Origin of the sequence: Saccharothrix saharensis, assembly GCF_006716745.1 — a bacterium.
Classification (GTDB): domain Bacteria; phylum Actinomycetota; class Actinomycetes; order Mycobacteriales; family Pseudonocardiaceae; genus Actinosynnema; species Actinosynnema saharense.
In genome coordinates this window covers 919,589-942,354 of sequence record NZ_VFPP01000001.1, presented here as the reverse complement: position 1 = coordinate 942,354, position 22,766 = coordinate 919,589, and the positions used below count along the sequence as shown (strand labels likewise).

Here is a 22,766-nt window from a genome sequence, read left to right as displayed (position 1 = left end):
TGCCCGCCCTGTTGATCTGTGTCTATCGTACACCCAGTGTCTGCCGGACACTCAAGTATCCGCAGGACACAACGTGTCCGTCCGTTCCATCTGGGGGCCTGACCATGTCCGTGAAGATCTTCGTGAACCTGCCGGTGACCGACCTGGCCAAGTCGATCGAGTTCTTCGCCGCGCTCGGCTTCGCGCACAACCCGCAGTTCACCGACGAGAACGCGTCGTGCGTCGTGTTCAGCGACACCGTCTACGCGATGCTGGTCACCGAGCCGTACTTCAAGACCTTCACCACCAAGAAGATCGCGGACGCCGCCGCCACCACGGAGGTGATCGTGTCGCTGGCCTTGGACAGCCGCGAGCGGGTCGACGAGCTGGCGGACAAGGCGCTGGCCGCGGGCGGCGGGTTCGTCAAGGAGCCGGAGGACCACGGCTTCATGTACGGGCGCAGCTTCGAGGACCTCGACGGCCACGTGTGGAACGTGTTCTGGATGGACGAGTCCGCCGCGCAGTGATCGGCGAACACCGGGCGGCGGGGGAGTGCGGGGTGCTCCACCGCCGCCCGGCGCGCGTCAGAACTGCAGGGACCAGCCGTTGATCCGACCGGTGTCCGCGGACGCGACGTCCTGCACGCGCAGCTTCCACGTGCCGTTGGCGACCTCGGCGGACGCGTTCACCGTGTACGTCGTCACGACGTTGTCCCCGCTGTCGCTGCTGGAGCTCTTCACCCGGTACGCCGAGCCGTCCGGCGCGATCAGGTCGATCACCAGGTCACCCCGGTAGGTGTGGGTGATGTCCACGCCCACCGCCAGCGCCGACGGCGCGTTGCCCGCCACGCCGGACACCGTGATCGGGCTCTCGACCGTGCTCAGGTCGGGGATCGTCACGTCGGTGAGGTTCTCGAACCGCGGACCCGGCGGGGTGCCGCCCGAACCGGCCAGCGTCCACAGCGCGTAGGCGATGGCGTCGCTGTTGCGGTCCAACGCGGTGACGTCGACGTTGCTGGTCGTGTCGCACGAGCGGTGGTAGCAGCGGTCGAACGCGACGCCCGCCGTGCCGCCCCACTTCTGCGCCTGCGCCGAGGTCTTGGTGGTCTCCGCGCCGGTGAACGTGCCGCCGACCGGGATGCCCGCCCGCGCGAACGCCGCGTGGTCGGACCGCCCACCCACCGAGGTCAGCTCGGTCGGCACGCTGAAGCCCGCCTGCAACGTCTGCTGCAGCTCGAGCGACCCGGTCGGCTGACCGGAGGCGCTGTAGACGAAGTAACCAGGGTTCGGCGAGCCGATCATGTCGAAGTTCAGGTAAGCCTTGATCCTCGACCGCTCGGTCGTCGGCAGGTTGTTCACGTAGTAGGTCGAGCCGATCAGGCCGAGCTCTTCCGCACCCCACCACCCGAACCGGATGTGCTTGCGCGGCGCGAAGCTCTGCCGCGCCACGGTCAGCGCGACCTCCAGCAGGCCGGCCGAGCCGGTGCCGTTGTCGTTGATGCCCGGACCGGCGCTGACGCTGTCGAGGTGCCCGCCGAGCATCAGCACGTCGTTCGGGTCGCCGCCCGGCCAGTCCGCGATCAGGTTGTACCCGGTCGCGCCGCTGCTGGTGAACTGCTGCACGGACGTCTGGTACCCGGCCGCGTCGAGCTTCGCCTTGACGTGGTTGACCGACGCCAGGTAGCCGGGTCGGCCGTGCGCCCGGTTGCCGCCGTTGTTGGTCGCGATGGTCTGCAGGTCGTTCAGGTGCGCCTGGACGTTGGCCACCGGGATGTCCGGCACGGCCACCGCGCCCACCGGGGCCGCGGTCGCGACCGGTGGGCTGAGCAGGGCCGCGGCGAGCAACAGGGCGCTCGCCGCGGTCGTCGTCCTTCGCAAGGACATGGCTGCCTCCGCAGGGTGTTAGGGAAAGCCATGCCGAGCGTGCGTGCTGCGACACCACCGCGGTAGCGACTTTCGTCGTGGCGCGATCGGACGCAGACCAGTGAGTTTTACAACCTCGATAATTTCAGTGCTGACCAAATGTCACTGTCGGGCGCGCTGGGCGCGTGCCCGGCGCTTGCCCTCGTGCATGGCCTGGACGCGGGCCACCGGGATGGTGTGCCCCTCGGCCACCAGGTCCTCGGGCAGCTCCTGCGGTGCGGGCATCCGCGAGTGCCACGGGTCGTCGTCGCCGAGCAGCGCGGGCGCGGTCCGCACGGTGAAGTCGGCCGGCGTCACGGAGTCGAGGTCGTCCCAGCCGACCGGGAACGACACGGTGGCGCCCGGCCGGATGCGGGGGCTGTAGGCGGCGGCCACGGTCGCGCCGTAGGCCCGCGTCGAGTCGAGGAACACCCGGCCGCCCCGGTCGTCCTTGATGAACGCGGTGGTCGCCAGCTCCAGGTCGAGCCGTTCGGCCCGTGCCGCCAACGCCCGGGTCGCGGCGGCCACGTCGTGGTCGACGCCGGTCACCGGCACGAACACGTGCACGCCCTTGGAACCGCTGGTCTTCACCACGCCCGAGAGCCCGTCGTCGGCCAACGCCCGCCGCACCAGCTTCGCCGCCGCCACGACCACGTCGAACCCCGCGCCCTCCGGCGGGTCGAGGTCGAGCACCAGGTGGTCGGGCCGGTCGAACGCGTCGGCGGGCGCCAGTGTCACGTGGTACTCCACCGCGCGCTGGTTGGCGAACCACAGCAGCGTGCGCCGGTCCTCGCACAGCGCGTACCGGATCTCCCGCTTGGACGTCTCCGCCCACAGTGACACCGAGCGCACCCACGGCGGCGTGTACTTGGGCAGGTTCTTCTGCGTGAACGGCTCCTGGCCCGGCCGCACCCGCACGACCGACAGCGGTCGACCCGCCAGGCCGGGGATGATCCGGTCCGCCACCGCGTCGAGGTAGTCGACGAGGTCGCCCTTGGTCGCGTCGGCGCCGTCGAACAACGGCTGGTCGAGGTTGGTCAGCGCCACGCCGTCCCGCTCTTCACCCATCGCACCACCCTTGCGGTTGGCGGTGCCGCGGGCAAGCCGGGGCACGGCCCGCTCGCACCGGGAGCGGGCCGTGCCGGCGGTGATCAGGCGGGGAGCCGCCAGACCTGGTTGGACGCCGCGAAGCAGTCCCAGATCTGCAGCCGGGTGCCGTCGGCCGAGCTGGGGCCGGTGGCGTCGAGGCAGCGGCCCGAGGCGGGGTTGCGCAGGGTGCCGTCGGAGGCGGCCTGCCACTTCTGCGCGCCCGTGCCGTTGCAGTCCCACAGCTGGACGACGGTGCCGTTGGCGGTGCCCGCGCCGGAGACGTCCATGCACTTGCCGAGGGCGCGCAGCGAGCCGTCGGAGGCGACGGTCCAGCTCTGCGCGGCGGTGCCGTTGCACGTCCACAGCTGCACGGCGGTGCCGTTGGCCGTGGCGGCACCGGCCACGTCGACGCACTTGCCCGCGATGCCGGTGATGGGGCCGGTGCGGCCGGGCGGGGTGGTGCCGCCCATGACGGTGTCGTAGATGGCGCTGACCAGGGAGGTGCTGCCGGTGGTGTCCTGCGACAGCTCCCAGTTCATCACGCCGCCCGCGTTGGCCACGGCCCACTGGGTCTTGCGCTTGATCGTGGGTACGCCGTTGTAGCACTGCTGCACGCCGCTGACGGTGACGCAGTCGCGGTTGGCGTTGGCCGGGTCCATGGCGACCAGTTGCGCGTAGGTGTAGTAGGTCGGCCGGCTGTAGAACGGCACGCCGAGCACGGCCTTGGCGGCGGGCAGGCCGCGCGACTTCCAGTAGTTGACGGTGCCGATGGACCAGTCGTAGTTGGCGTGGGGGCTGCCGCCGTCGTAGGCCATGATGTTGAGCCAGTCGACGTGGCCGAACACGGCGGTCTGGACGCCTTCCGCGGTGCCGCCGCCGGAGACGACGGCGGCGGTGAGGAGCTTGCCGCGGCTGTGCATGGCGGTGCTGAGCTGTCCCATGAGGGCGGTGAAGTTGGTCGCGGACGCGCCGGGGTCGGGGTATTCCCAGTCGATGTCGACGCCGTCGAGGTTGTACTGGTTCACGGCGTTGACGACGCTGTTGACGAACGTGGTGCGGCTGGTGGCGTTGGCGGCGAGGGCCTCGAACGCCGAGTCGTTGCCGTCGTTCCAGCCGCCGATGGCGAGCGAGACGCGCACGCCGTTGTTGTGGGCCAGGGTGACCAGGGACGAGAGCTTGCCGGGGTCGGGGATGGCCTGGAGCGTGCCGTTCGGGTTGGGCAGGGCGAACGCGTAGTTGATGTGGGTGAGCTTGGTGTACTGGACGGCGTTCACGCTGCCCGCCCAGGACGGCAGGTAGCCGACGCTCTTGAAGCCGTTGGGCAGGGTGGTGGCCTGGGCGGCCGGTGCGGCGGCGACGGTCACCGCGAGGCCGGCCGCGGCGGTGGCGAGGGCGAGGCCCGCGGCGCCCCACCGTGATCGTGCGGGGGACTGCATGGACGTGGTCCTTTCGCAGGGAACGGGTGCCCGTGGCTTTGCGCCCGCGTGCGTGCGGCGGGGTTTCGCGTGGGCGCTCGGCGGGGACTGGCAGCCGCGGCCGACCTTACTAGCGCCCTTGATTCAAGTCACGATAAAAGTCGACGGAGAGGGTGAGCCGGCGCAACCGGCCGGGATCGGCGATGACCTCGTAGGCGGCGATCCGGTCGTCCCGGACGGTGACGGCGAGGACGAGCCGGAGCCGCCCGCCGGGTGCGACGACGATGCCGACGCGTCCGTCCACGAGGGCCGGTGCCGCGTGCCGGGCGTTCGCGGTGAGCAGGACGGTCTCGGTGGCGACGGCGTGCGCGCCGCGGACCTCGACGGCCGCGCCGGGCGGCAGGGCGGCGGGGTCGGCGCGGCGGACCACGTCGGGGTCGAGCACGGTGAGCAGGGCGTCGAAGTCGCCGGCGCGGGCGGCGGTGAGGAACGCGTCCACGACGTGCCGCTGGCGGGTCAGCTCGGCCGGCGGGAGCTGAGAGGTGCCGCGGACCTTGTGCCGGGCGCGGCTGGCGAGCTTCTTGGTGGTGGCGCTGCTGCGGCCGAGGATCGGCGCGATCCGGTCGAACGGCACGGCGAACGTGTCGTGCAGGACGAACGCGATCCGTTCGGCGGGCGTGAGGGTGTCGAGGACGACCAGGAGCGCCCGGCCGATCGAGTCGGCGAGCAGCGCCTCGAACTCGGGGTCGTCGTCGGCGGGCGTGTCGGGGACGTGGTCGACGGTGTCCTCGCGGCGCGTGCGGCGGCGGCGCAGCGCGTCCAGGCACACGCGGGAGACGACGGTGCGCAGCCAGGCGGCGAGGTTGTCGACCTCGTCGGCGTCCACCCGGCACAGCCGCAACCAGGTCTCCTGCACGGCGTCCTCGGCCTCGGCCGCGGAGCCCAGCATCCGGTGGGCGACCGCGCGCAGGTCCGCGCGGTGCGCCTCGAACCGGTCCGCCAGCTCGTCGTGCATCGGTCCCCTTCCGCTCGCCGACACCGGGTAGACGACGTGGACGGGTGGAAGGTGACGGGACAAGTCTGCGCGGACCCCGGGAAGTTCCCCATTTCACCTCTGTGAACCGCTGCGGGGAATTCGTTGACCGCCTGTCGGGGCGAGGCCTATAAAGAGCGCGTCCCCGGGGTGGGCCGCGACACCCCCGGCCTCGGCGAAGGGTTCGGCATGAGGAGACGGGTGTCGGCGCTGTGCCTCGCGGTGGTGTGCGCGGTCGGCGTGGCGTGGTCGCCGGCGCGGGCGGCCGCGGCGGAGCTGTCCGCGGCGTTCAGCCAGTCGTCGGTGTGGAGCACGGGGTACGGCGGTCGGGTGGTGCTGACCAACTCCGGTGACGCGGAGAGCAGCGGCTGGGTGGTGGAGTTCGACCTGCCGCCGGGGTCGTCGGTGACCAACGCGTGGAACTCGGTGCTGACCCGGGACGGGCAGCGCCACCGGTTCGCCGACGCGGGGTTCAACGGGCGCGTGCGGCCCGGCGGCACGGTGAGCTTCGGGTTCACCGTCACGGGTCTCGGCCTGCCGACCGGCTGCACGGTGGACGGCGTGCCGTGCGACGGCGGTGGTCCCGCGCCGGACACGTCCGCGCCCACCGTGCCGGGTGGGGTGCGGGTGACGGGGGTGACGGCCGGGTCGGTGTCGTTGGCGTGGGACGCGTCGACCGACGACGTGGGTGTGACGGCCTACGAGGTGCTGCGCGGCACGACGGTGGTCGCGTCGACGTCCGCGACCGCCGCGACCGTCGCCGGTCTGCTGCCGAGCACGGCGTACGCGTTCTCCGTGCGGGCGCGTGACGCGGCGGGCAACGCCTCGGGCCCGAGCGCCGGGGTGACCGCCACGACCGGCGCCGGCGGGTCCGTCGTGGACGTCTCCACCGCGGCGCACCTGCAAGCGGCGCTCGCCTCGGCCGTGCCGGGGCAGACCATCCGGATGGCGGCGGGTGTGTACCGGGGCGCGTTCGCGATCACCCGACCGGGCACGGCCGCGGCTCCGGTCACGCTCACCGGTCCGGTGGACGCGGTGCTGGTCAACGACGGGCCGTCGGGTGCCGGGCCGGGCTGCCCGGTGCCGACGCCCGGCTGGGACCCCGGCTACGGGTTGTGGCTGCACGACGCGCCGCACTGGAACCTGGCCGGGTTCACCGTGCGGGAGTCGAAGAAGGGCATCGTCGCGGACAACTCGCACCACACCGTGATCGACCGGGTGCGGGTGCACCACGTGGACGAGGAGGCCGTGCACTTCCGGCGCTCGTCGGCCGACAGCGTCCTGCGCGACTCGACGATCAGCCACACGGGGCTGGTGCAGCCGGGGTACGGGGAGGCGGTCTACATCGGATCGGCCGCCTCGAACTGGGACTGCCACGGCAACTCCGGTGGTGTGGATCGCGGTGACCGGGTGCAGGTGGTGGGCAACCGCATCGGGCCGGGCGTCACGGCGGAGCACGTCGACGTGAAGGAGGGCACGTCCGGCGGCGTGATCCGGGGCAACACCTTCGACGGGTCCGGCATCTCGGGGCAGAACTCGGCGGACTCGTGGGTCGACGTGAAGGGGACCGGTTACCTGGTCGAGGGCAACACCGGCACGTTCGCCGCGCCCGGCGTGTTCGCCAACGGCTACGAGACGCACAACCCGGCCACGACGCCGTCGTTCGCCAACGGCTGCGGGAACGTGTGGCGGGACAACCGGTCCGACCTCGGCGGTGTGGGGCAGTACGCCATCCGGATCACGTCCACGTCGAAGTGCGCGGGTACGCCGAACGTCGTGCACGCGTCGAACACGGTGACGCGGGCGGTGAGCGGTCTGACCAACATCGCCGTGACGCCGTGAGGGGAAATGCGGGTGCGGTCGGTCCGCCCGGTGGTGTGTGATCGGGCGCATGGCGATTGCGTCGGGCGAGCCGGGTGTGGACGGGTTGGGCGCGGCCGTCGGCGCGTTGCGGGAGTGGCAGCACGACGGCGCGCCGCCGCACCTGCACCCCGGTGACCTGGGCTGGTTCTGGCGGTTCGGCGCGGGGGCGACGGCCGCGGCGGTGCGGACCTGGAGCCGGGGCGGCCGGGTGCTCGCCGTGGGGCTGCTGGACGGTCCCGGGCTGGTCCGGTTGACGACCGCGCCGGACGTGCGGCGGGACGAGGAGCTGGCGCGGCGGTTGGCCGAGGACGTGGGCGCGCCGGAACGCGGTGTGCTGCCCGCGGGCGCGGTCGCGGTGGAGGCGCCGACGGGCGCGCTCGTGCGGGACCTGCTGGTCGAGCGCGGCTGGCACGCCGGTGAGCCGTGGACGCCGCTGCGCCGCGACCTGGCGGGGCCGGTGGCGGAGCCGGGCGTGCGGATCGAGGTGGTCGGTCCGGAGCGCGCGGGTGTGCGGGCGGCCGTGCAGCGGGCGTCGTTCGACCGGTCGACGTTCACCGAACAGGCCTGGCGGGCGATGGCGGCCGGGTCGCCGTACGCCGACGCGCGGTGCCTGGTCGCGTACGACGGTGGCGAGGCGGTGGCGGCGGTGACGGTGTGGTCGGCGGGTCCTGGCCGGCCCGGGTTGCTCGAACCGATGGGTGTGCACTCCGCTCACCGGGGTCGTGGTCACGGCCGGGCGATCACCCTGGCCGCGGCGGCCGCGCTGCGGGAGCTGGGTTCGTCGAGCGCGCTGGTCTGCACCCCGAGTTCGAACGTCGGCGCGGTCGCCACCTACCGGTCGGCGGGCTTCGAGGCGGGGCCCGAGATCCGGGACCGGTGCCGGGCGTGACGCGGGTCGGCACCGGTGACCGATCGTCGGTCGCGCTCACCGTGAATCGTATTTCCGGGTATCGATCCGAAACGCTATCCGGCTTTTAGGTTAGGCTCGCCTCATTGTTTTCGTGTTGCGGGGTGCCGTGTTCGGTGGCAACGTCCCGGGCAGCGAAACTGCTGCCCAGAGGAGCGGTCATGACCACCACGGAAATGCCGGCCGTCAGCGAGTGCACCGTCACGGGTTGTTCCTACAACCACGATGGTTGCCACGCTTTCGCGATCACCGTGAGCGGTGCGAACGGTGCCGCCGATTGCGGGACGTTCATCCCGCTCGCCCGCAAGGGCGGGCTGCCGAAGGTCGTCGCCCAGGTCGGCGCGTGCTCGCGCACCGACTGCGTGCACAACTCCCAGTTGGAGTGCACGGCCTCCGGTGTGCGCGTCGGGCCCGGCCAGGGCGACCACGCCGCCAACTGCCTGACCTACACCCGGGCGACCGACGCGTCGAGCCCGGCCACGTCCTGAGGTACGACCGCCGCCGGCCGGTCAGCACCCCTCAGAGCTGACCGGCCGGCGGGCGGGACGGCGTCCTCAGCGCCGTCGGTGGTGCTGCCGCGCCACCACGAGCGCGGCGGCCAGCAGCACCAGGTTCTTCAGCACGAACTCACCGGTGACGCTGAGCAGCAACGGGTTGCCGTGGCGGAACGCCAGCGCCGGCTGCACCACCAGCACGAGGAACGTGCCGAGCAGGTGCAGCGCCGTCAGCGCCGCCACCGGCCGCACCGCGACGCCCACGACCAGCGCCATCCCGGCCAGCACCTCGAACGCGCCCACCGCGGGCACGAGCCAGGGCGCGGGCAGGAACGGCACCGTGTCCGCGACCAGGTCGCGCACCGGTGACGTGCCGGCGACCTTCAGCACCCCGAACCACAGGAACACCACGCCCAGGGCGATCCGCAGCAGCGGAACGCTCCGCTCCAGCACGGCGTCCACCGCGCGTGCCGCGGACCGCGCCGCGCGGGACCACGCCGTGCGCGACGGCTCGGCGGGCCGCGCCCGATCGGTGCCCGGCGGCCCGGTCGTTTCCGTGCTCATCGTTTCTCCCCCCTCGTCGGTCGACCGTGTCGGCCGGGATCAGTCGCCGGACCGGCGGGCGGTCGCGAGCGTGTCCCCCAGCGACCGCAACCGCGCGTCGGTCCGCTGCACCTGTTCGGCGACCACGTCGAGCGCCCGGTCCAGGTGCGGGCGCACCGTGGCCGCCCAGTCGACGGCGCCCGCCCGGTCGCGGGCGTCCGGGGTCGGCTCCGGGAACGCCGAGGCCACCGCGTACACCACCGCGCCGAGCACCGCGTCCAGCACCAGCTCCGGCAGCAGTGACAGCACCAGGTTCGGCAGGTGTCCCGCCTCCTCGTCACCGGCCCGCGGTCGCCACGGGTCCAGGTGCGGCCGGACGGTCTCCCACAGGCCCGCGTCGACCGCGCCCACGCCGTACCTGCCCGCCCACTGCAGGGTGTCCGCCTTGGTCACGGTGGCCGTCAGCACCTGGCGCACGTCGGTGCCGATGCGCAGCAGCTCGGCCAGGTCCAGCCGCTCCGGTGCGCCCATCAGCGCCGGCCGCAGGTCCATCGCGACCTGGTGGTGCCAGCGCGTCGCCCACACCGCGCGCCACCACATCGCCTCCTGGGTCGCCGGCCGGGCCAGCCACACCGCGATGTTGCGGTAGTAGGCCTTGATCTCCTCGTACGCGGCCCGGCCCGACGCCGACGCGGCGAACCCGACGCTCTTGACCGGGTCCTCCGGCACGGTCGGGTCGCCGACCAGGTTGACGTTGAAGAAGTGGTGCCACGTGGCGTCCACCGACACCCGGCCCACGCCGACCTGGTGCCCGTCGTAGGCGCCGATCGCGCCGAACGTGCTCGCGTCCAGCCGCCCCTTGCGCGGGTCCAGCGCCGCGGCCCGGGCGTTGATGGTGGACCACGCCACGACCTCGGGCGCGAGCCCCGCCGGGTACTCGGTCATCTCGTACCCGTCGAAGGTGAACGACCTCGTCAGGTCGTCGGGCACGTAGCACTCGCCCTCGTGCGGGTGGTCCGGCAGCACGCGGATCGTGCCGCGCGGACCGCACAGCAGCGGGTGCGGGTAGGCCTGGTGCGCCCACTTCGGCGAGTCCGACGTGGCGTACATCCGGGGCGTGATGACCTGGGGGATGTCGTCGGACTGGTCGTTGAGCTGGAACAGCGGGTCGTGGCCCTCCGACAGCGTGTCGTTGCGGTCGGGACCGTCGATCGACGGCGCGACCGGCTCGCCGTTCGGGCCGGGCTCGGGCCAGTGCCACCTGCGCATGCTGCGCACCCGCGGCAGGTCGCCGCACAGGGACACGCCCAGGTCCTCGTGGTCGCCGGTGGCGAACACGCCGCCACCGCCGTCCATGAACTCGGCCAACGCCCGCAACTCGGTCTGGTCCAGCGGCGGCCGCGGCGCGCGGGCCACGCCGAACAGCCAGATCTGGTCGTACTGGGCCAGGTCGTGCTCGTCGAACCGGAACGCGGGGAGGTCGGCGGTCAACGCGGGCAGGTTGGCCTCGCGGTGCGCCTTCGTCACCTCGAACCGGACCCACGGCCCGGGCGGCGCCTCCAGCACGTCCACGAGCGTGGCCAGGCCGAAGTCGGCCCGGTCGAAGCTCGCCGTGCTGTCGGTCACCATCAGGATCTTGACGGCGGCGGGTTCGGCCAAGACCGACGTGTTCGGCATCTGTCGTCCCTCTCGGTTCACGGGGTCATCCCTTCGATCTCCACCAGCAGGTCCGGACGGCAGACGTCGACGGTGAACACCGCGACCTCCGCGCGCCGGGAGAACTCGTCGCGGCACAGCCGCGTCACGATCGGCACGTCCTCGGGGCGCTTGACGTAGACCTTGACCGCCCGCAGGTCGTCGAGGCGGTAACCGCCGTCGATCCCGTGCCGGGCGAGGTTGTCCGCGCCGATGAGGGCGGCGATGTTGGCCAGCGTCACCTGGACCTGGCGGGCCACGTCGCCGGCTGCGACCGTGGCGTGGTCGAGGATGCTCGCGGTCCCCGACACGTACAGCGAACCCCGGCCCTGCTCCGGCCGCACGTACGTCGCCCGCGCGAAGCTCGGCGGCCTCGGCCCGTACTGCGGCGGGTACTCGTGCGCGGGCACCTGCAACGGGTTCTCCAGGTGCACGGCCTCGTGCGACCGGTGCGCCAGGAAGTAGAACGCGACACCGCCGCCCAGCGAGCCGATCCCCGTGGACGCCGGCATGGCGTGCCCGCGCTCGTCGAACGCCTTGCCCCGGCCGACGCAGAAGTCCCGGTACACCTCGGTGCCGCGCGCGCTGCGGTCGGTGATGCCTTCGAGCATGTTCCACATGCGGACCACGTTGCGGTAGCCCAGGCCCTCGACCAGCTCGAACGCCGCCAGGTACGCCTGGCGCGCCGCCTCACCGCAGTCCGCCGACGGCCCGATCCACCCGGCGCAGAACAGCACCTCGCCGTCGTGCGCGTAGAGCAGCCCCTCGTGCTCTCCGGTCCGCACCACGTCGCCGTCGGTGTGCCAGACCTCCACGACCTCGGCCTCACCCGGCCGCACCATGTGCAGCGGGAGGACCGGCAGGCCGTGCTCCCACCGCGGCGGACCGCCCGCGGTGGAGAAGCGGACGGCGCCCAGCACGGTGTCGCCCGCCAGGTCGGCGAAGTCCTCCGCCGACCGGAACGTGCTCGGCGGCGTCACGATAACGTTGCCACGCAATGGTTTTCCCCCTCTAGTGGTGGACAGCGCGCCACGCCGCGACCACGGCGAGCGCCTGTCCGGGATTGAGCCGGGGGTCGCAGAGGCTCTCGTACGAGCCGGTCGGGAACCCGTCCCAACCGCACTCCTCGACCTCGTCCGGCGTCGTCTCCAGGTGCAGGCCGCCGGCCACCCCGCCGGCGTCGTGCACGGCCGCCAGGAAGCCCGCGACCTCGCGGACGACCGTGTCGACCAGTCGTGTCTTGCGCCCCCGCGCGTCGGTGACCGTGTTGCCGTGCATCGGGTCGCACAGCCAGATCACCGGGTGGCCCGCCGCGCGGACCGCCGCCACCAGCGGCGGCAGCAGACCGGCCACCCGGTCCGCGCCGAGGCGGGCGATCAGCGTCAGCCGACCCGGCTCCCGCTCCGGGTCCAGCCGCGCGCACAGCTCCCGCAGCTCCTGCGGCCGCATGCCCGGGCCGACCTTGCAGGCGACCGGGTTCGCCACCGACGCCAGCAGCCGCACGTGCGCGCCGTCCACGTGCCGCGTCCGGTCGCCGATCCACGGCCAGTGCGTCGAGGTCAGCAGCGGGACGCCCCGTTCGTCCCGCCGCACCAGCGGCAGCTCGTAGTCCAGCACCAGCGCCTCGTGGCTGGTCCGCAGCCACGGGTGGTGGTGGCGCAGCAGCTCCGTCACCCACCGCGCCGCGTGGTAGCCCGCGACGAGCCGGGCCGGGTCCGGCTGCCGCGCCAGCACGTGCGGCTGCGGCGCGTTGACCAGGTCACCCCGGTACACCGGCAGCTCGACGCCCTTGACGACCTCCGTCGGCTGCGAGCGCGGCTTGGCGAACTGCCCCGCCATCCGGCCCACCCGCACCACCGGCAGCCCGCCGCCCAGGGCCGTGGCCAGCCGGTCGACCAGCGCGGCCTTCGGCGTCACGTGCCGCGGACCGCACTCGGCGAACGGCTCGGCGCAGTCGCCGGCCTGCACGACCAGCCCCCGCCCGGCCGCCACCTCGGCCAGCTCCGACCGCAGCGACCCCACCTCGACCGGCGACACCAGGCCGTCCCACCGCGCGAGCCGGGCCCGCATCGCCCGCGCCCGGCGGTCCGACCACGACGGCTGCTGCGCGGCCGGCAGCGATTTCCAGTGCGCCGTCTCCCATTCGGACAAGAGCCTGGCGTGGCTGCGCGTAACGGGCTCGCTGGACACTCGCGCCTCCGTTGATCCGGTTTCTCCCACTGCTTTCGAGAGCAATACTGCTGAATCGGGGGAGGCTTTTCGTCGGTCCCGGGGCGGATTCACCGCCTGCGCTTTCCCGTGCTGCGTCGCCCGATCGAGGTAAACCGGCAGGGGGATCGTCAAGCTCCGACGCGGGGGGGACGATAGATCCGGAAGGGGGTGGTCCCATTGTTCCGGACGCGCGGAAATGGGCGCGCGGCGAACGCGGGGATCGCGTGACAAGGGGAGGGAATATGACGTCCAGTTCCACCGTGCGGCTGGTGGTGTCGGTGCAGGCGCACGGATTCGAGGAGAAACCCCGGGAAGGCCACCTGGCCACCGGGTTGCTCGCCGAACCGGGCGTGGTGCTCGTGCCCGCCGCGACCGACGGCATCGCCGAGGCCACCGAGGGCATCGACCTGCTCGTGCTGCCGCTGCCGCTGGGCGAGGGCGGCCGGGTCGAGCGGCTGGTCGCCGAACGGGTCACGTTCTGCCTGCTGCCCGGCGGGCAGGGCCGCCGGTTCGCGACGATCCGGATGGCGAACGACTCGCGGCACGAGCCGACCGTCGGCGAGTTCACCGAGAGCCGGTTGGAGGAGGCGCTCAAGGAGCACGACGCCGACCTGTGGGCGGCGCTGGAGTCCCTGGGGGCCGTCGAGCCCGGCTCCCGTGACGCGGTCACGCCGGAACTGCTCGGCCGGGTGCCCGAGGTCGAGGCCGCGCAGCGCAGGCCCGAGTTCGAGGAACCCGAGGACGGCATCGTGCCCGGCGACCCGTGCGACCTGCTGCCCACGTGCCGGAAGGGGACGGCCTGATGGACCGTGGGGGACGGCCACCGCGGTTGTCCCGTGCCACGGCGGTCGACACCGCCCTGGCGGCGTCGGCCGCCGTGGTGGACGTGTTCCTGTTCTCCGCGGTCAGCAGCCGCAAACCCGAGGGCGCGGGGATGTGGGTCTTCGTCGCCCTGGTCGCGATCGGCTTCACGGCGCTGCTGGTGCGCCGCAGGTACCCGGTGCTGGTGTTCGGCGTCATCTGGGTCTGGGCGGTGCTCGTGACGCCGACCAGCGAGCAGGAGTTCCAGCCGACCGCCACCCCGTGCGTGGCGCTGTTCACCGTGGCGCTGCGGAGCGAGCGGAAGGTCTCGGCGGGCGCGCTGCTGGCGTGCGGCGTGCTCGCCGTGCTGGCCGGGCTGCGGGAGGCCGCGTCCCGGCCGCCCGAGGCCCGACTGGTCGCCACCTACGCCACGCTGGTGTTCTACCTGCTCGTGTACGGCTGCGTGTGGGCCGGCGGGCGGTGGGCCCGGCTGAGCCGCCAGCACGCCGAGGACCTGGAGTTCCGCCGCCGGGTCGAGGCGCACGAGGCCGTGATGGGCGAGCGGACCCGCATCGCGCGCGAACTGCACGACATCGTGGCCCACTCGGTCACCGTGATGGTGCTGCAGGCGGCGGGCGCGCGGCGGGTGCTCGACAGCGACCCGGTGCGCGTCCGCGACGCGCTCGGCCACATCGAGGAAGCGGGCGAGCAGGCGATGGGCGAGCTGCGGCGGATGCTGACCGTGCTGCGGCTCAGCGACGACGACGAAGCGGGTGGTGGGGTGACGGGCCGGCCGCAACCCGGCCTGGCCGACGTCGAGCACCTCGTCGGCACGGTCTCCGCGGCCGGCGTGCGGGTCCACACGCGGGCGGAGGGCGAGCCGCGGCGCTTGGCGGCCAGCGTGGACCTGGCCGCGTACCGCGTGGTGCAGGAAGCGCTGACGAACGTGACCAAGCACGTGGGGCCGGGCGCGGAAGTGGACGTGCGGCTGCGGTGGGAGGCCGACGAACTGACCGTCGAGGTGACCGACGACGGCCGGGGCAGGCGGCCCGAGTGGGCGGTGTCCACGAACCACGGCCTGGTCGGGTTGCGGGAGCGGCTGGCGATCGTGGGCGGGCGGTTGGAGGCCCAACCGCTGGCGCCGGGCGGGTTCCGGGTGACGGCCGTGCTGCCGGTCACCGGTCCGGCGGGCGAACCGGTGCGGGAACACCGGTGATCCGGGTGATGCTGGTGGACGACCAGCCGCTGGTGCGGGCGGGGCTCGCGATGCTGCTGGACGCCGAGCCGGACATCGAGGTGGTGGCCGAGGCGGACGAGGGCGCGGGTGCCGTGGCGCGGGCCGGTGAGCTGCACCCCGACGTGGTGCTGATGGACGTGCGGATGCCCGGCGTGGACGGGGTGGAGGCGACCCGGCGGATCATCGACGCCGACCCCGAGGGCGAGGACCACGCCACCAAGATCATCATCCTGACGACGTACCACGTGGACGAGGCGGTGTACGCGGCGTTGCGGGCGGGCGCCTCCGGGTTCCTGCTGAAGGACGCGGTACCGCGCGAGCTGGTGGACGCGGTGCGCACGGTGGCGTCCGGCGAAGCGTGGCTGGACCCGACCGTCGCCAAGGGCCTGATCCGCGAGTTCGCCGCCCGGCCGCGCCACCACATGCCGACGTCGGCGGACATGGGTGAGCTGACCGTGCGCGAGCGCGAGGTGCTGGTGCTCGTGGCGCACGGGCTGTCGAACCCGGAGATCGCCGCGCACCTCGTGGTCGGCGAGGCGACGGTGAAGACCCACCTGGGCCGGATCCTGATGAAACTGGGCCTGCGCGACCGCTCCCAAGCCATCGCCGCCGCCTACCACAGCGGCCTGGTCGTACCGGGCAGCAGCCCACCGCCACCCTCCGGCCGACCGTCCTGACCGCGCAGCGCCCACCGCCACCCCCGGCCGGCCGTCTTGATCGTTACGGTCGGCGCAACGGGCCGGGTGCGCGGTACCGTGCGGTGGTGCGCATCCTCCGGCGCCGGGCACACAGCCGTGCCGAACCGACGAGCGTGCTGCTCGACCCGGCCACGGCGGAACTCGTGCGGCTGACGGCGCTGCTGGAAGTCGTCGTCCAGGCCGTGGCGCTGCAGGACCGGGCCGAGGCCGTCATCTCCCACTGCGCGCAACCCGGCGAGACGCCCTGGGACGTCGCACGCGCCGGCCGTGCCGTGGCGAGCCAGTACAGCAGGCTGTCCGGCTGGGCGGCCGACCTGGCGTGGCAGACCGACCGCCCCCCACCGCCGCAGCGGATCGTCGAACTCCTCCGCTACCACCTCGGCGTGCTGGACTGCGCCCTGAAACTGGCCTTCCCCCGCTACCGCACCGACCGCCTGGAATCCCGCCGCCTGTCCATGACCGGCCTCGGCCCCCCGGCCCGCGAACTCCGCGACCTGGAATCCGCCCTCCGCCACCGGATCACCACCCTGACCGCGTGAGTCGAACGCTCAGGTCCCGCGTGTCGAACCTCCAGGCCGCGTGAGTCGAACGCTCGCGTCCCGCGTGTCGAACGCTCGGGACCCCCGAGTTCGCCGTTCGCGTACGACTCCGCGATCACCCGCGGTACCTGAACGTTGAATTCGGGGGTCCCGGAGGTTCGACACGCGGGTCCCGGAGGTTCGACTCGCGGGTCAGAAGGTGGGGAGGCCGGAGGCGAAGGGGTAGAGGGGGTTGCCGTAGGTGGACGGCACGGGGGCGCCCGAGTCGATCCTGGCGCGGATGTCGGCGCGTTCGGCCGCGGTCGCGCCCAGGTCGTAGGGCAGGTCCCAGTGCTCGGTGGCGTCGGCCGGGACGTCGGTGCCACCGGGACGCAGCACGTCGGACAACGAGCGCGGCAGTTGCCACGGCAGCCTGCCCGTCGGGCTGTAGTCGCCGAACAGCAGCGACGCCAGCGCCGGACCCATCTCCTCACCACCGCGGTACGTCACGACGATCGCACTGGCCAGGTCGTGCCACTCCGTGATCACGTACGGCCGGGGCAGCACCAGCGCGACCACGACCGGGATGCCCTGCCGGTGGAAGTCCCGGATCAGGGCCAACTGGTCCGGCGGCAGGTAGGGCTGCTCCTTCGGCCAGCTCGTCGCGTGGGTGTACGACGTCTCGCCCACGGCGACGATCGCCAGCTTCGGTGACGGCCCGGTGTCCTTGTGCACGGTCACCCCGGCCTGCGCGGCACGCGCGCGGATCGCCTGCAACATCGTCTGCGACCCGTACTCCTGGTGGAAGTAGCTGGTCCAGATGCAGCACGCGGCCGTGTCGTCGGCCCGCGGACCGGCCACCACGATGTTGTCACCGCGGTTGAGCCGCACCGGCAGCACGCCGCCGGTGTTCTTCAACAACGTCATCGCCTCGCGCGACGCCTGGTTCGCCAACGCCGCGTACTCCGGCTTGTGGAACCGGTACGGCCCGTTCACCGGGTCACCGTACGGGTTCTCGAAGATCCCGAGCTTGAACTTCAGCCGCAGCACCCGCCGCACCGCGTCGTCGATCCGCGCCGCCGGCACCGCCGCGGTGAACTGGCCGATGGTGAACCCCGGCGCACCGGGGTCCGCGCCACCCATCACGTCCGAACCGGCGTTCGCCGCGCCCACCCACGAGCCCGACGGCAACCAGTCGGTCGTGATCAACCCGGTGTACCCGAGGTTCTGCCGCAGGTACGCGAGGATCTTGGCGCTGTCACCCGCGCCCGGACCGCCCGGGTCGAGCAGCGAGCTGCCCGCGTACCCCGGCATGATGTTCACCGCGCCGGCCTCCATCGCCGCCCGGAACGGCGCCACGTGGTACTTGATCGTCACGTTGTCGAACACGATCAGCGCCTCACCGCCCGCGCCCTCACCCGGCCAGTGCTTCACGGTCGCCAGCACGGACGCCGGGTTCAGCTCCGGCCCGCCCTGCAACCCGGCCACCAGCGCCCGCACCTGCGCCTGGGCGACCTCGGTGCTCTCGCCGTTGCCCTCCTGGATGCGCGGGTACAGCACCTTCGTGCCCACCTCGGCCAACGGCCCCAGCACACCGCGCGTGCCCACCTCCAACTGCTCGCGCCGCTGCATGTCGCCGAGCTTGTAGTCCAACGGGTAGTTCCGCGCCGCCGCCAACGCGCTCTGCAACGGGTACGTGGTCTTGTACCCGGCGATCGTGTCACCGGCCGACACGAACGGGATGCCCAGCCGCGTCCCGCTCGACCCGAGCAACGCGGTGTGCAGGTCCTGCGCCTCCGCCGGCCCGAAGTGCCACCCCGACCGCGGGAACGCCTGGGCGTTGTAGAACATCTGGTACGCCTTCTCCTCGATCGTCATCCGACCGAGCAGGTCGTTCACCCTCGTCTCGACGGGCTGCCGCCAGTCCTCGTACGGCTCGACCGTCCCGTTCTTGTTCAGGTCGCGGCTGCCGTTCACCACCCGCACGCCGTCGGCCACGGTCGTCACCGTCGGCAGGTACAGGCTGAACGTGCGGATGGCCGACGCGCTGGTGCCGCCCGAGCCGTCCACCGCCACCACGAACCACTTGTACGTCCACCGGTCGGCGACGTCCCACGACGGCGTGTACGTCGTGCCGGTGGGCTCGGCGACCTTGGTGTAGAGGTCGATCAGGTTGCCCGACGCGGTGAAGTCGTAGTCCGTGCGGCTGACGTTGAGCCAGACCTGGTAGCGCACCGCACCCGGCACGGCCGCCCACGAGAACACCGGCCGCCGGGTGGAGGTGATCATCGCGTTGTCGGCGGGCGCGGACAGCGCGAACCGGCCCGTCACCGCCGGTGCCTTCGTCGGCGGCGAGAGCAGCGGCGGGGTGGCCGCCGAGGTGTCGACCGTGCCGAACACCTGGAACTCCCACAGCGACACCCCGTACCCGGTAGCCCGCGCGGTGGCGAACAGCCGCAGGTAACGGCCCGTGCCGGCGACGTTGAGCCGTTCCGTGCCGCCCGCGCCGGTGGTGGTCGAGTGGATCGACGTCCAGTTCACCGCGTCGTCGGACACCTCGAGCCGGTACCCGCGCGCGTACGCGCCCTCCCAGTGCAGCACGACCTGGTTGATCGCGGCGACGCCGCCGAAGTCGACCCGCAGCCACTGGTCGTCGGCGAACTGGCTGGACCAGCGGGTGGTCGTGCGGCCGTCGAGGGCCGCGGCGGGCGCGTTGCCGCCCTCCCAGGTGGACGCCGCGACCTGCTTGAACGCCGAGATCGGCGTGCCGGGGGTGGCGGTACCGGTGGTGCCGTAGACCTGGAACTCCCACAGCGAGTACCCGTAGCCGGTGGCCCGGGCGGTGCCGAACAGCCGCACGTGCCGCCCGGCGCCGGCGACCGGGATGCTCTGCGTGCCGCCGGTGGCGTTGGTCGCGGTGTGGACCGTGGTCCACGTGACGCCGTCGGCCGAGGTCTGGAGCTGGAACGCGGTCGCGTGGGCCGCCTCCCAGGTCAGCACGACGCGGTCGAGCACGGCCGTGGCGCCCAGGTCGACGCTGATCCACTGCGGATCGGCGAACGCGCTGGACCACCGGGTGCCCGCGTTGCCGTCGGTGGCGGCGGACGCGGGGGTGCCGGCGTTCTCGGTGGACGACGCGGTGGTCGGTTTGCCCTGCGACAGCAGGACTCCGGCCGCTCTCGCCTCCACCGAGGCGACGAGCTGCCCGGCGACCAGGGCGGCGAGGACGGCGAGCAGGGGCAGGACCCGGCGGCGGTGCCGGGGTGGCGCTTCGGGCATGGCGACTCCAGGCAGGGGTGACCCGCGGCCGGTGTGCCGCCGGCCGCGGATCGTCGACGAACTCTTGGAGAGCGCTCTCCCACAGCGAACTTCACCGCCGTGCCGCCGTCAAGACAACGGCGGACCGGTTCTCGCGACCCCGGCGGCCCCGTTCCGGTCGCGTCCGGGAGCGGCGCATAGGATCGCCGGGTGACGATCACGATTCCCGGTTTCGGCGAGCTGACGCCGGTGGACCACGTCCCCGACGGGGTGGCGTGCTGGAACGCGACCGTCGCGGACACGGCGGTGAGCGTGCTGGTGGAGCACCCGGCCACCACCGCCGACCTCGACCTGGCGTTCATCGGCTCGGTCCTGCACGACCGCGCGCGGCTGCTGGCCGTCGCGCACGAGGCCGCGGCCGACCACCTGCGCGAGCACCCCGGCTACGGACCGGGCGCGGTGGCCGAGCCGGAGTTCACCTTCCACCCCGGCCGGGACTGGCTGGTCCGGTTCGCCGAGGTCCGCGTGCCCGGCTTCACCGAGCTGGGAGTGGTGGTCGTGTTCCACGACGAGGACGTGGTCGGGGTGGACGACCTCGCCGACGTCGACCTCGCGGACGACTGACCGCTCAGCCGGGGATCGACTGGGCGAACACGAAGGCGCCGTCGGGGTCGTAACGCGCCTTCACCGCGCGCAGGCGGTCCGCGTTCGCCCCGTAGTACGCGGTCAGCCAGCCGGGTCACCACGCCGAAGTTGCCGCCGCCCGCGCCGCGCAACGCCCAGAACAGGTCGGGCTCCTCGGTCTCCGACGCCGTCACGACCCGGCCGGACGCCAGCACGACCTCGGCCGACACCAGAGCGTCGCACGTGAGCCCGTGCAGCCGGCCGTGGCAGCCGAACCCGCCGCCCAGCGCCGCGCCGACCACGCCGACCGACGGGCACGACCCGACCGGGACCAGCCGACCCGCCTTCGCCAACGCCTCGGACAACCGTCCGATCCGGACACCACCGCCGACCACGACGAGATCGCCGGTGACGTCGATCCCGTCCGAGGGCGTGAGGTCGAGCAGGAGGCCGGTCGTGCTGGAGTGGCCCGCGTTGCTGTGCCCGCCGCCCCGGACCGCGAACGGCCACCCGCGGTCACGGGCCGGCGCGAGCGCGGCGACCACGTCGGCGGCCGAGGAGCAGCGGGCGACCTCGCGTGGCAGCACCTCGTGCGGTCGGCCGACGAACCGACTGCGCGACCACGCGTACCGGGGGTCGTCCGGCCCGACCAGCTCAGGCATCGGCGTACATCCGGCTTTGCAGCTCGTACAGGTCGGCGTACCGGCCGCCCAGGGCAAGCAGCTCGGCGTGCGTGCCCTCCTCGGCGAGCTCACCGTCGTGCAGCAGCAGGATGCGGTCGGCGTGCCGGACGCCGGCCAGCCGGTGCGTGATGAGCACGACGGTCCGGTCCTCGGCGAGCGCGCGCAGCGACTCGTACACCGCGAACTCGGCCAGCACCAACACCGCCATCCGACCACCTCTTCGCGGGGCAGGGCCCCTCGATGTACCAGGAGGTCGTCGCCGCGGGCACCGGCGTTGCCGCAGCGTCGCAGGGCTCCGGCGCAGCGGCGCGCTCACCGCACCCGGTCGGTGTGCACGAAGCGGTCCGGGCGCAGCACGACGGCGCCGGTGCGGTGGCGGGCGAACCAGTCGGTGAGCGTGCCCGTGACGTCCACCAGGTCGTCCCCGGTGCGGGGAGCCCCGTCGGCCACCACCCGGAGGAACCGCGCGCGAGGACCGGACCAGTCCCGCGCGGTCACGGTGTCCACGTCCGGCCCGATCACGGCGAAGTCGGGCCCGAGCACGTCGTCGAGCAGCCGCCGCACGCCGCCGACGACCACCTCCGGCTGGGGGAACATCACCCGCCCGTCCGGCAGCGCGGGCAGCGGCTTGAACTCGAAGTGCCGCACCAGGCGGCGCACTCGCGGCACCGTCTGCACGGCACGCAGCACCACGTCCCGCGCGAACGCGGCGAACCTGTTGCGCACGAGGAAAACCCGGCCGAGCCGCACGCTGGTGCGGGCCATCGCCTCGGTGTGCGGGCGGCGTTCGGCCTCGTAGCTGTCCAGCAGGGCGTCGTGCTCGCCCGGACCCAGCGCCTGGGCGAGCTTCCAGGTCAGGTTCGCCGCGTCGCGCAACCCGCTGCACAGGCCCTGCCCCAGGAACGGCGGCATCTGGTGGGCGGCGTCACCGAGCAGGAACACCCGCCGGTCGCGCCACCGCTCGGCGACGAGGTGGTGGAACGTGTAGACCACGGCACGCGTGACGGTGAAGCGGTCCGGGTCGACGTAGGGCGCGACGAGCCGGGCGACCGTCGCGGGGTCGGTCATGGCGGCCGGCTCCTCGCCCGGGCGCAGCATGAACTCCAGCCGGTAGGTGTCGAACGCGCCGGGGGAGACGAACGCGGGCCGCCGCCAGTCGCACACGAACGTCGTGTGCGGCACGCGCACCGCACCGGGCGCGACGTCGCCGGAGACCGCCAACCACGGTTCGGCGTAGGACGTGCCGGTGAGCGTGATGCCGGCCGCGACCCGGGTGGTGCTGCGGGCACCGTCGCACCCCAGCACGTACCTCGCGCGCACCGGGGTTTCCTCGCCGGTGTCGAGGTCGCGCAGGACGGCGGTGGCGGCCTCGTCGTCCTGGCTCAGCCGCACCAGCTCGACGCCGGTGCGCAGCGCCACGTGCGGGAACCGGTCGAGCCCGGCGCGCAGGGCCGCTTCGAGGCGTGGCTGGTCGAAGAAGTGCAGGGGACCGCTGCCCAGGCCGAAGTCGACCTCGTCCAGGGCGATGGTGGCGAACGCGCGGCCCTTGGCGTTGACGTACTCGGCCCGCCGCGGCGCGTGCATGTCCCCGGCGACCTCGTCGAGCAGACCCGCTTGCTGGTAGATCCGCAACGCCTCGTCGTCGCACGAGAACGCGCGCGGCTGCCGGTGCGGCGCGGTGTCGCGTTCGACCACCAGGGTTCGCACGCCCCTGGCCCCGAGCAGGTTGGCGGTGAGCGCGCCGACCGGCCCGCACCCGACTACGACGACGTCGAACTCCATGCGTCCTCCTCCTGGTGTCGGGTGACATGCCAGCG

At 73.0% G+C, this 22,766-nt stretch carries 21 protein-coding genes and 1 pseudogene; 9 read left to right on the top strand and 13 right to left on the bottom strand.

What is annotated here, in order from left to right; translation table 11 throughout:
• Nucleotides 1-104: 104 nt before the first annotated feature.
• Entirely contained in the window at nucleotides 105-506 is a 402-nt protein-coding gene (locus tag FHX81_RS03535) for a VOC family protein (protein ID WP_141975178.1), read from the top strand.
• A 57-nt stretch (nucleotides 507-563) separates the two neighbouring features.
• Here the strand turns inward: FHX81_RS03535 and FHX81_RS03530 are convergent, their stop codons facing one another.
• The 4 genes from FHX81_RS03530 to FHX81_RS03515 form a co-directional block, all read right to left on the bottom strand.
• A complete protein-coding gene (locus FHX81_RS03530) occupies nucleotides 564-1,862 on the bottom strand; it encodes a M28 family peptidase (protein ID WP_141975177.1) in 1,299 nt (432 codons plus the stop codon).
• A 141-nt stretch (nucleotides 1,863-2,003) separates the two neighbouring features.
• Entirely contained in the window at nucleotides 2,004-2,948 is a 945-nt protein-coding gene (locus tag FHX81_RS03525) for a DNA polymerase domain-containing protein (RefSeq protein WP_141975176.1), read from the bottom strand.
• Nucleotides 2,949-3,031: 83 nt separating this feature from the next.
• Complete coding sequence (locus FHX81_RS03520; protein ID WP_141975175.1) at nucleotides 3,032-4,405, bottom strand: glycosyl hydrolase family 18 protein; 1,374 nt, start codon at nucleotides 4,403-4,405, stop codon at nucleotides 3,032-3,034.
• Nucleotides 4,406-4,514: 109 nt separating this feature from the next.
• Nucleotides 4,515-5,399 carry a sigma-70 family RNA polymerase sigma factor gene (locus FHX81_RS03515; protein ID WP_141975174.1) on the bottom strand — a complete coding sequence of 295 codons (885 nt, stop codon included), beginning with the start codon at nucleotides 5,397-5,399 and terminating at the stop codon, nucleotides 4,515-4,517.
• A gap of 207 nt (nucleotides 5,400-5,606) precedes the next feature.
• Between FHX81_RS03515 and FHX81_RS03510 the strand changes: the two genes are divergently transcribed.
• The 3 genes from FHX81_RS03510 to FHX81_RS03500 all read left to right on the top strand — a co-directional run bounded on the left by FHX81_RS03510 (nucleotide 5,607) and on the right by FHX81_RS03500 (nucleotide 8,675).
• Entirely contained in the window at nucleotides 5,607-7,259 is a 1,653-nt protein-coding gene (locus FHX81_RS03510) for a cellulose binding domain-containing protein (RefSeq protein ID WP_141975173.1), read from the top strand.
• A 49-nt stretch (nucleotides 7,260-7,308) separates the two neighbouring features.
• Complete coding sequence (locus tag FHX81_RS03505; RefSeq protein WP_141975172.1) at nucleotides 7,309-8,169, top strand: GNAT family N-acetyltransferase; 861 nt, start codon at nucleotides 7,309-7,311, stop codon at nucleotides 8,167-8,169.
• A 179-nt stretch (nucleotides 8,170-8,348) separates the two neighbouring features.
• Nucleotides 8,349-8,675, top strand: coding sequence for a DUF1540 domain-containing protein (locus FHX81_RS03500; protein ID WP_141975171.1), 327 nt, complete (start codon nucleotides 8,349-8,351; stop codon nucleotides 8,673-8,675).
• A 66-nt stretch (nucleotides 8,676-8,741) separates the two neighbouring features.
• Here FHX81_RS03500 and FHX81_RS03495 read toward each other — a convergent pair whose 3' ends face one another.
• Genes FHX81_RS03495 through FHX81_RS03480 form a run of 4 tightly spaced genes read right to left on the bottom strand, consistent with a single transcriptional unit; the run spans nucleotide 8,742 to nucleotide 13,070 of the window.
• A complete protein-coding gene (locus FHX81_RS03495; RefSeq protein ID WP_141975170.1) occupies nucleotides 8,742-9,245 on the bottom strand; it encodes a DoxX family protein in 504 nt (167 codons plus the stop codon).
• A 39-nt stretch (nucleotides 9,246-9,284) separates the two neighbouring features.
• Nucleotides 9,285-10,901 (bottom strand): hypothetical protein, encoded by a 1,617-nt coding sequence (locus FHX81_RS03490; RefSeq protein WP_141975169.1) that lies wholly within the window; start codon nucleotides 10,899-10,901, stop codon nucleotides 9,285-9,287.
• Nucleotides 10,902-10,918: 17 nt separating this feature from the next.
• Entirely contained in the window at nucleotides 10,919-11,917 is a 999-nt protein-coding gene (locus tag FHX81_RS03485; RefSeq protein WP_170231915.1) for an FkbO/Hyg5 family chorismatase, read from the bottom strand.
• A 13-nt stretch (nucleotides 11,918-11,930) separates the two neighbouring features.
• On the bottom strand, nucleotides 11,931-13,070 hold the full coding sequence (locus FHX81_RS03480; protein ID WP_246107608.1) for a 3-deoxy-7-phosphoheptulonate synthase: 1,140 nt from the start codon (nucleotides 13,068-13,070) through the stop codon (nucleotides 11,931-11,933).
• A 302-nt stretch (nucleotides 13,071-13,372) separates the two neighbouring features.
• Here FHX81_RS03480 and FHX81_RS03475 point away from each other — a divergent pair, with 302 nt between their 5' ends.
• The 4 genes from FHX81_RS03475 to FHX81_RS03460 all read left to right on the top strand — a co-directional run bounded on the left by FHX81_RS03475 (nucleotide 13,373) and on the right by FHX81_RS03460 (nucleotide 16,405).
• On the top strand, nucleotides 13,373-13,933 hold the full coding sequence (locus FHX81_RS03475) for a hypothetical protein (protein ID WP_141975167.1): 561 nt from the start codon (nucleotides 13,373-13,375) through the stop codon (nucleotides 13,931-13,933).
• Nucleotides 13,933-15,147 (top strand): sensor histidine kinase, encoded by a 1,215-nt coding sequence (locus FHX81_RS03470; RefSeq protein ID WP_141975166.1) that lies wholly within the window; start codon nucleotides 13,933-13,935, stop codon nucleotides 15,145-15,147. Before FHX81_RS03475 ends, FHX81_RS03470 begins: the two co-directional genes overlap by 1 nt.
• Nucleotides 15,144-15,845: a response regulator gene (locus tag FHX81_RS03465; protein ID WP_211363363.1), complete on the top strand. Its 702-nt coding sequence runs from the start codon at nucleotides 15,144-15,146 to the stop codon at nucleotides 15,843-15,845. Before FHX81_RS03470 ends, FHX81_RS03465 begins: the two co-directional genes overlap by 4 nt.
• An 86-nt stretch (nucleotides 15,846-15,931) precedes the next feature.
• Entirely contained in the window at nucleotides 15,932-16,405 is a 474-nt protein-coding gene (locus tag FHX81_RS03460; protein WP_141975165.1) for a hypothetical protein, read from the top strand.
• A 192-nt stretch (nucleotides 16,406-16,597) separates the two neighbouring features.
• Here FHX81_RS03460 and FHX81_RS03455 read toward each other — a convergent pair whose 3' ends face one another.
• Nucleotides 16,598-19,663, bottom strand: coding sequence for a discoidin domain-containing protein (locus tag FHX81_RS03455; RefSeq protein WP_141975164.1), 3,066 nt, complete (start codon nucleotides 19,661-19,663; stop codon nucleotides 16,598-16,600).
• Nucleotides 19,664-19,852: 189 nt separating this feature from the next.
• On the opposite strand from FHX81_RS03455, the gene FHX81_RS03450 reads away from it, so the two are divergent.
• Nucleotides 19,853-20,266, top strand: coding sequence for a hypothetical protein (locus FHX81_RS03450; protein WP_141975163.1), 414 nt, complete (start codon nucleotides 19,853-19,855; stop codon nucleotides 20,264-20,266).
• A gap of 4 nt (nucleotides 20,267-20,270) precedes the next feature.
• On the opposite strand, the gene FHX81_RS42945 is transcribed toward FHX81_RS03450, so the two are convergent.
• The 4 genes and pseudogenes from FHX81_RS42945 to FHX81_RS03430 form a co-directional block, all read right to left on the bottom strand.
• Nucleotides 20,271-20,372, bottom strand: coding sequence for a BBE domain-containing protein (locus tag FHX81_RS42945; RefSeq protein ID WP_141983706.1), 102 nt, complete (start codon nucleotides 20,370-20,372; stop codon nucleotides 20,271-20,273).
• A gap of 91 nt (nucleotides 20,373-20,463) precedes the next feature.
• Nucleotides 20,464-20,928: pseudogene (locus FHX81_RS42940) on the bottom strand (FAD-binding protein); the annotation flags it as partial.
• Nucleotides 20,921-21,157 carry a hypothetical protein gene (locus FHX81_RS03435; RefSeq protein WP_211363362.1) on the bottom strand — a complete coding sequence of 79 codons (237 nt, stop codon included), beginning with the start codon at nucleotides 21,155-21,157 and terminating at the stop codon, nucleotides 20,921-20,923. The gene FHX81_RS03435 and the pseudogene FHX81_RS42940, both read right to left, overlap by 8 nt.
• Before the next feature lie 104 nt (nucleotides 21,158-21,261).
• Nucleotides 21,262-22,731 (bottom strand): bifunctional 3-(3-hydroxy-phenyl)propionate/3-hydroxycinnamic acid hydroxylase, encoded by a 1,470-nt coding sequence (locus FHX81_RS03430; protein ID WP_141975162.1) that lies wholly within the window; start codon nucleotides 22,729-22,731, stop codon nucleotides 21,262-21,264.
• Nucleotides 22,732-22,766: the final 35 nt, after the last annotated feature.

Coding starts and splice junctions, on each gene's coding strand:
- FHX81_RS03535 (WP_141975178.1), top strand. CDS start 105: ATGTCCGTGAAGATCTTCGTGAACCTGCCGGTGACCGACCTGGCCAAG.
- FHX81_RS03530 (WP_141975177.1), bottom strand. CDS start 1,862: ATGTCCTTGCGAAGGACGACGACCGCGGCGAGCGCCCTGTTGCTCGCC.
- FHX81_RS03525 (WP_141975176.1), bottom strand. CDS start 2,948: ATGGGTGAAGAGCGGGACGGCGTGGCGCTGACCAACCTCGACCAGCCG.
- FHX81_RS03520 (WP_141975175.1), bottom strand. CDS start 4,405: ATGCAGTCCCCCGCACGATCACGGTGGGGCGCCGCGGGCCTCGCCCTC.
- FHX81_RS03515 (WP_141975174.1), bottom strand. CDS start 5,399: ATGCACGACGAGCTGGCGGACCGGTTCGAGGCGCACCGCGCGGACCTG.
- FHX81_RS03510 (WP_141975173.1), top strand. CDS start 5,607: ATGAGGAGACGGGTGTCGGCGCTGTGCCTCGCGGTGGTGTGCGCGGTC.
- FHX81_RS03505 (WP_141975172.1), top strand. CDS start 7,309: ATGGCGATTGCGTCGGGCGAGCCGGGTGTGGACGGGTTGGGCGCGGCC.
- FHX81_RS03500 (WP_141975171.1), top strand. CDS start 8,349: ATGACCACCACGGAAATGCCGGCCGTCAGCGAGTGCACCGTCACGGGT.
- FHX81_RS03495 (WP_141975170.1), bottom strand. CDS start 9,245: ATGAGCACGGAAACGACCGGGCCGCCGGGCACCGATCGGGCGCGGCCC.
- FHX81_RS03490 (WP_141975169.1), bottom strand. CDS start 10,901: ATGCCGAACACGTCGGTCTTGGCCGAACCCGCCGCCGTCAAGATCCTG.
- FHX81_RS03475 (WP_141975167.1), top strand. CDS start 13,373: ATGACGTCCAGTTCCACCGTGCGGCTGGTGGTGTCGGTGCAGGCGCAC.
- FHX81_RS03470 (WP_141975166.1), top strand. CDS start 13,933: ATGGACCGTGGGGGACGGCCACCGCGGTTGTCCCGTGCCACGGCGGTC.
- FHX81_RS03455 (WP_141975164.1), bottom strand. CDS start 19,663: ATGCCCGAAGCGCCACCCCGGCACCGCCGCCGGGTCCTGCCCCTGCTC.
- FHX81_RS03435 (WP_211363362.1), bottom strand. CDS start 21,157: ATGGCGGTGTTGGTGCTGGCCGAGTTCGCGGTGTACGAGTCGCTGCGC.
- FHX81_RS03430 (WP_141975162.1), bottom strand. CDS start 22,731: ATGGAGTTCGACGTCGTCGTAGTCGGGTGCGGGCCGGTCGGCGCGCTC.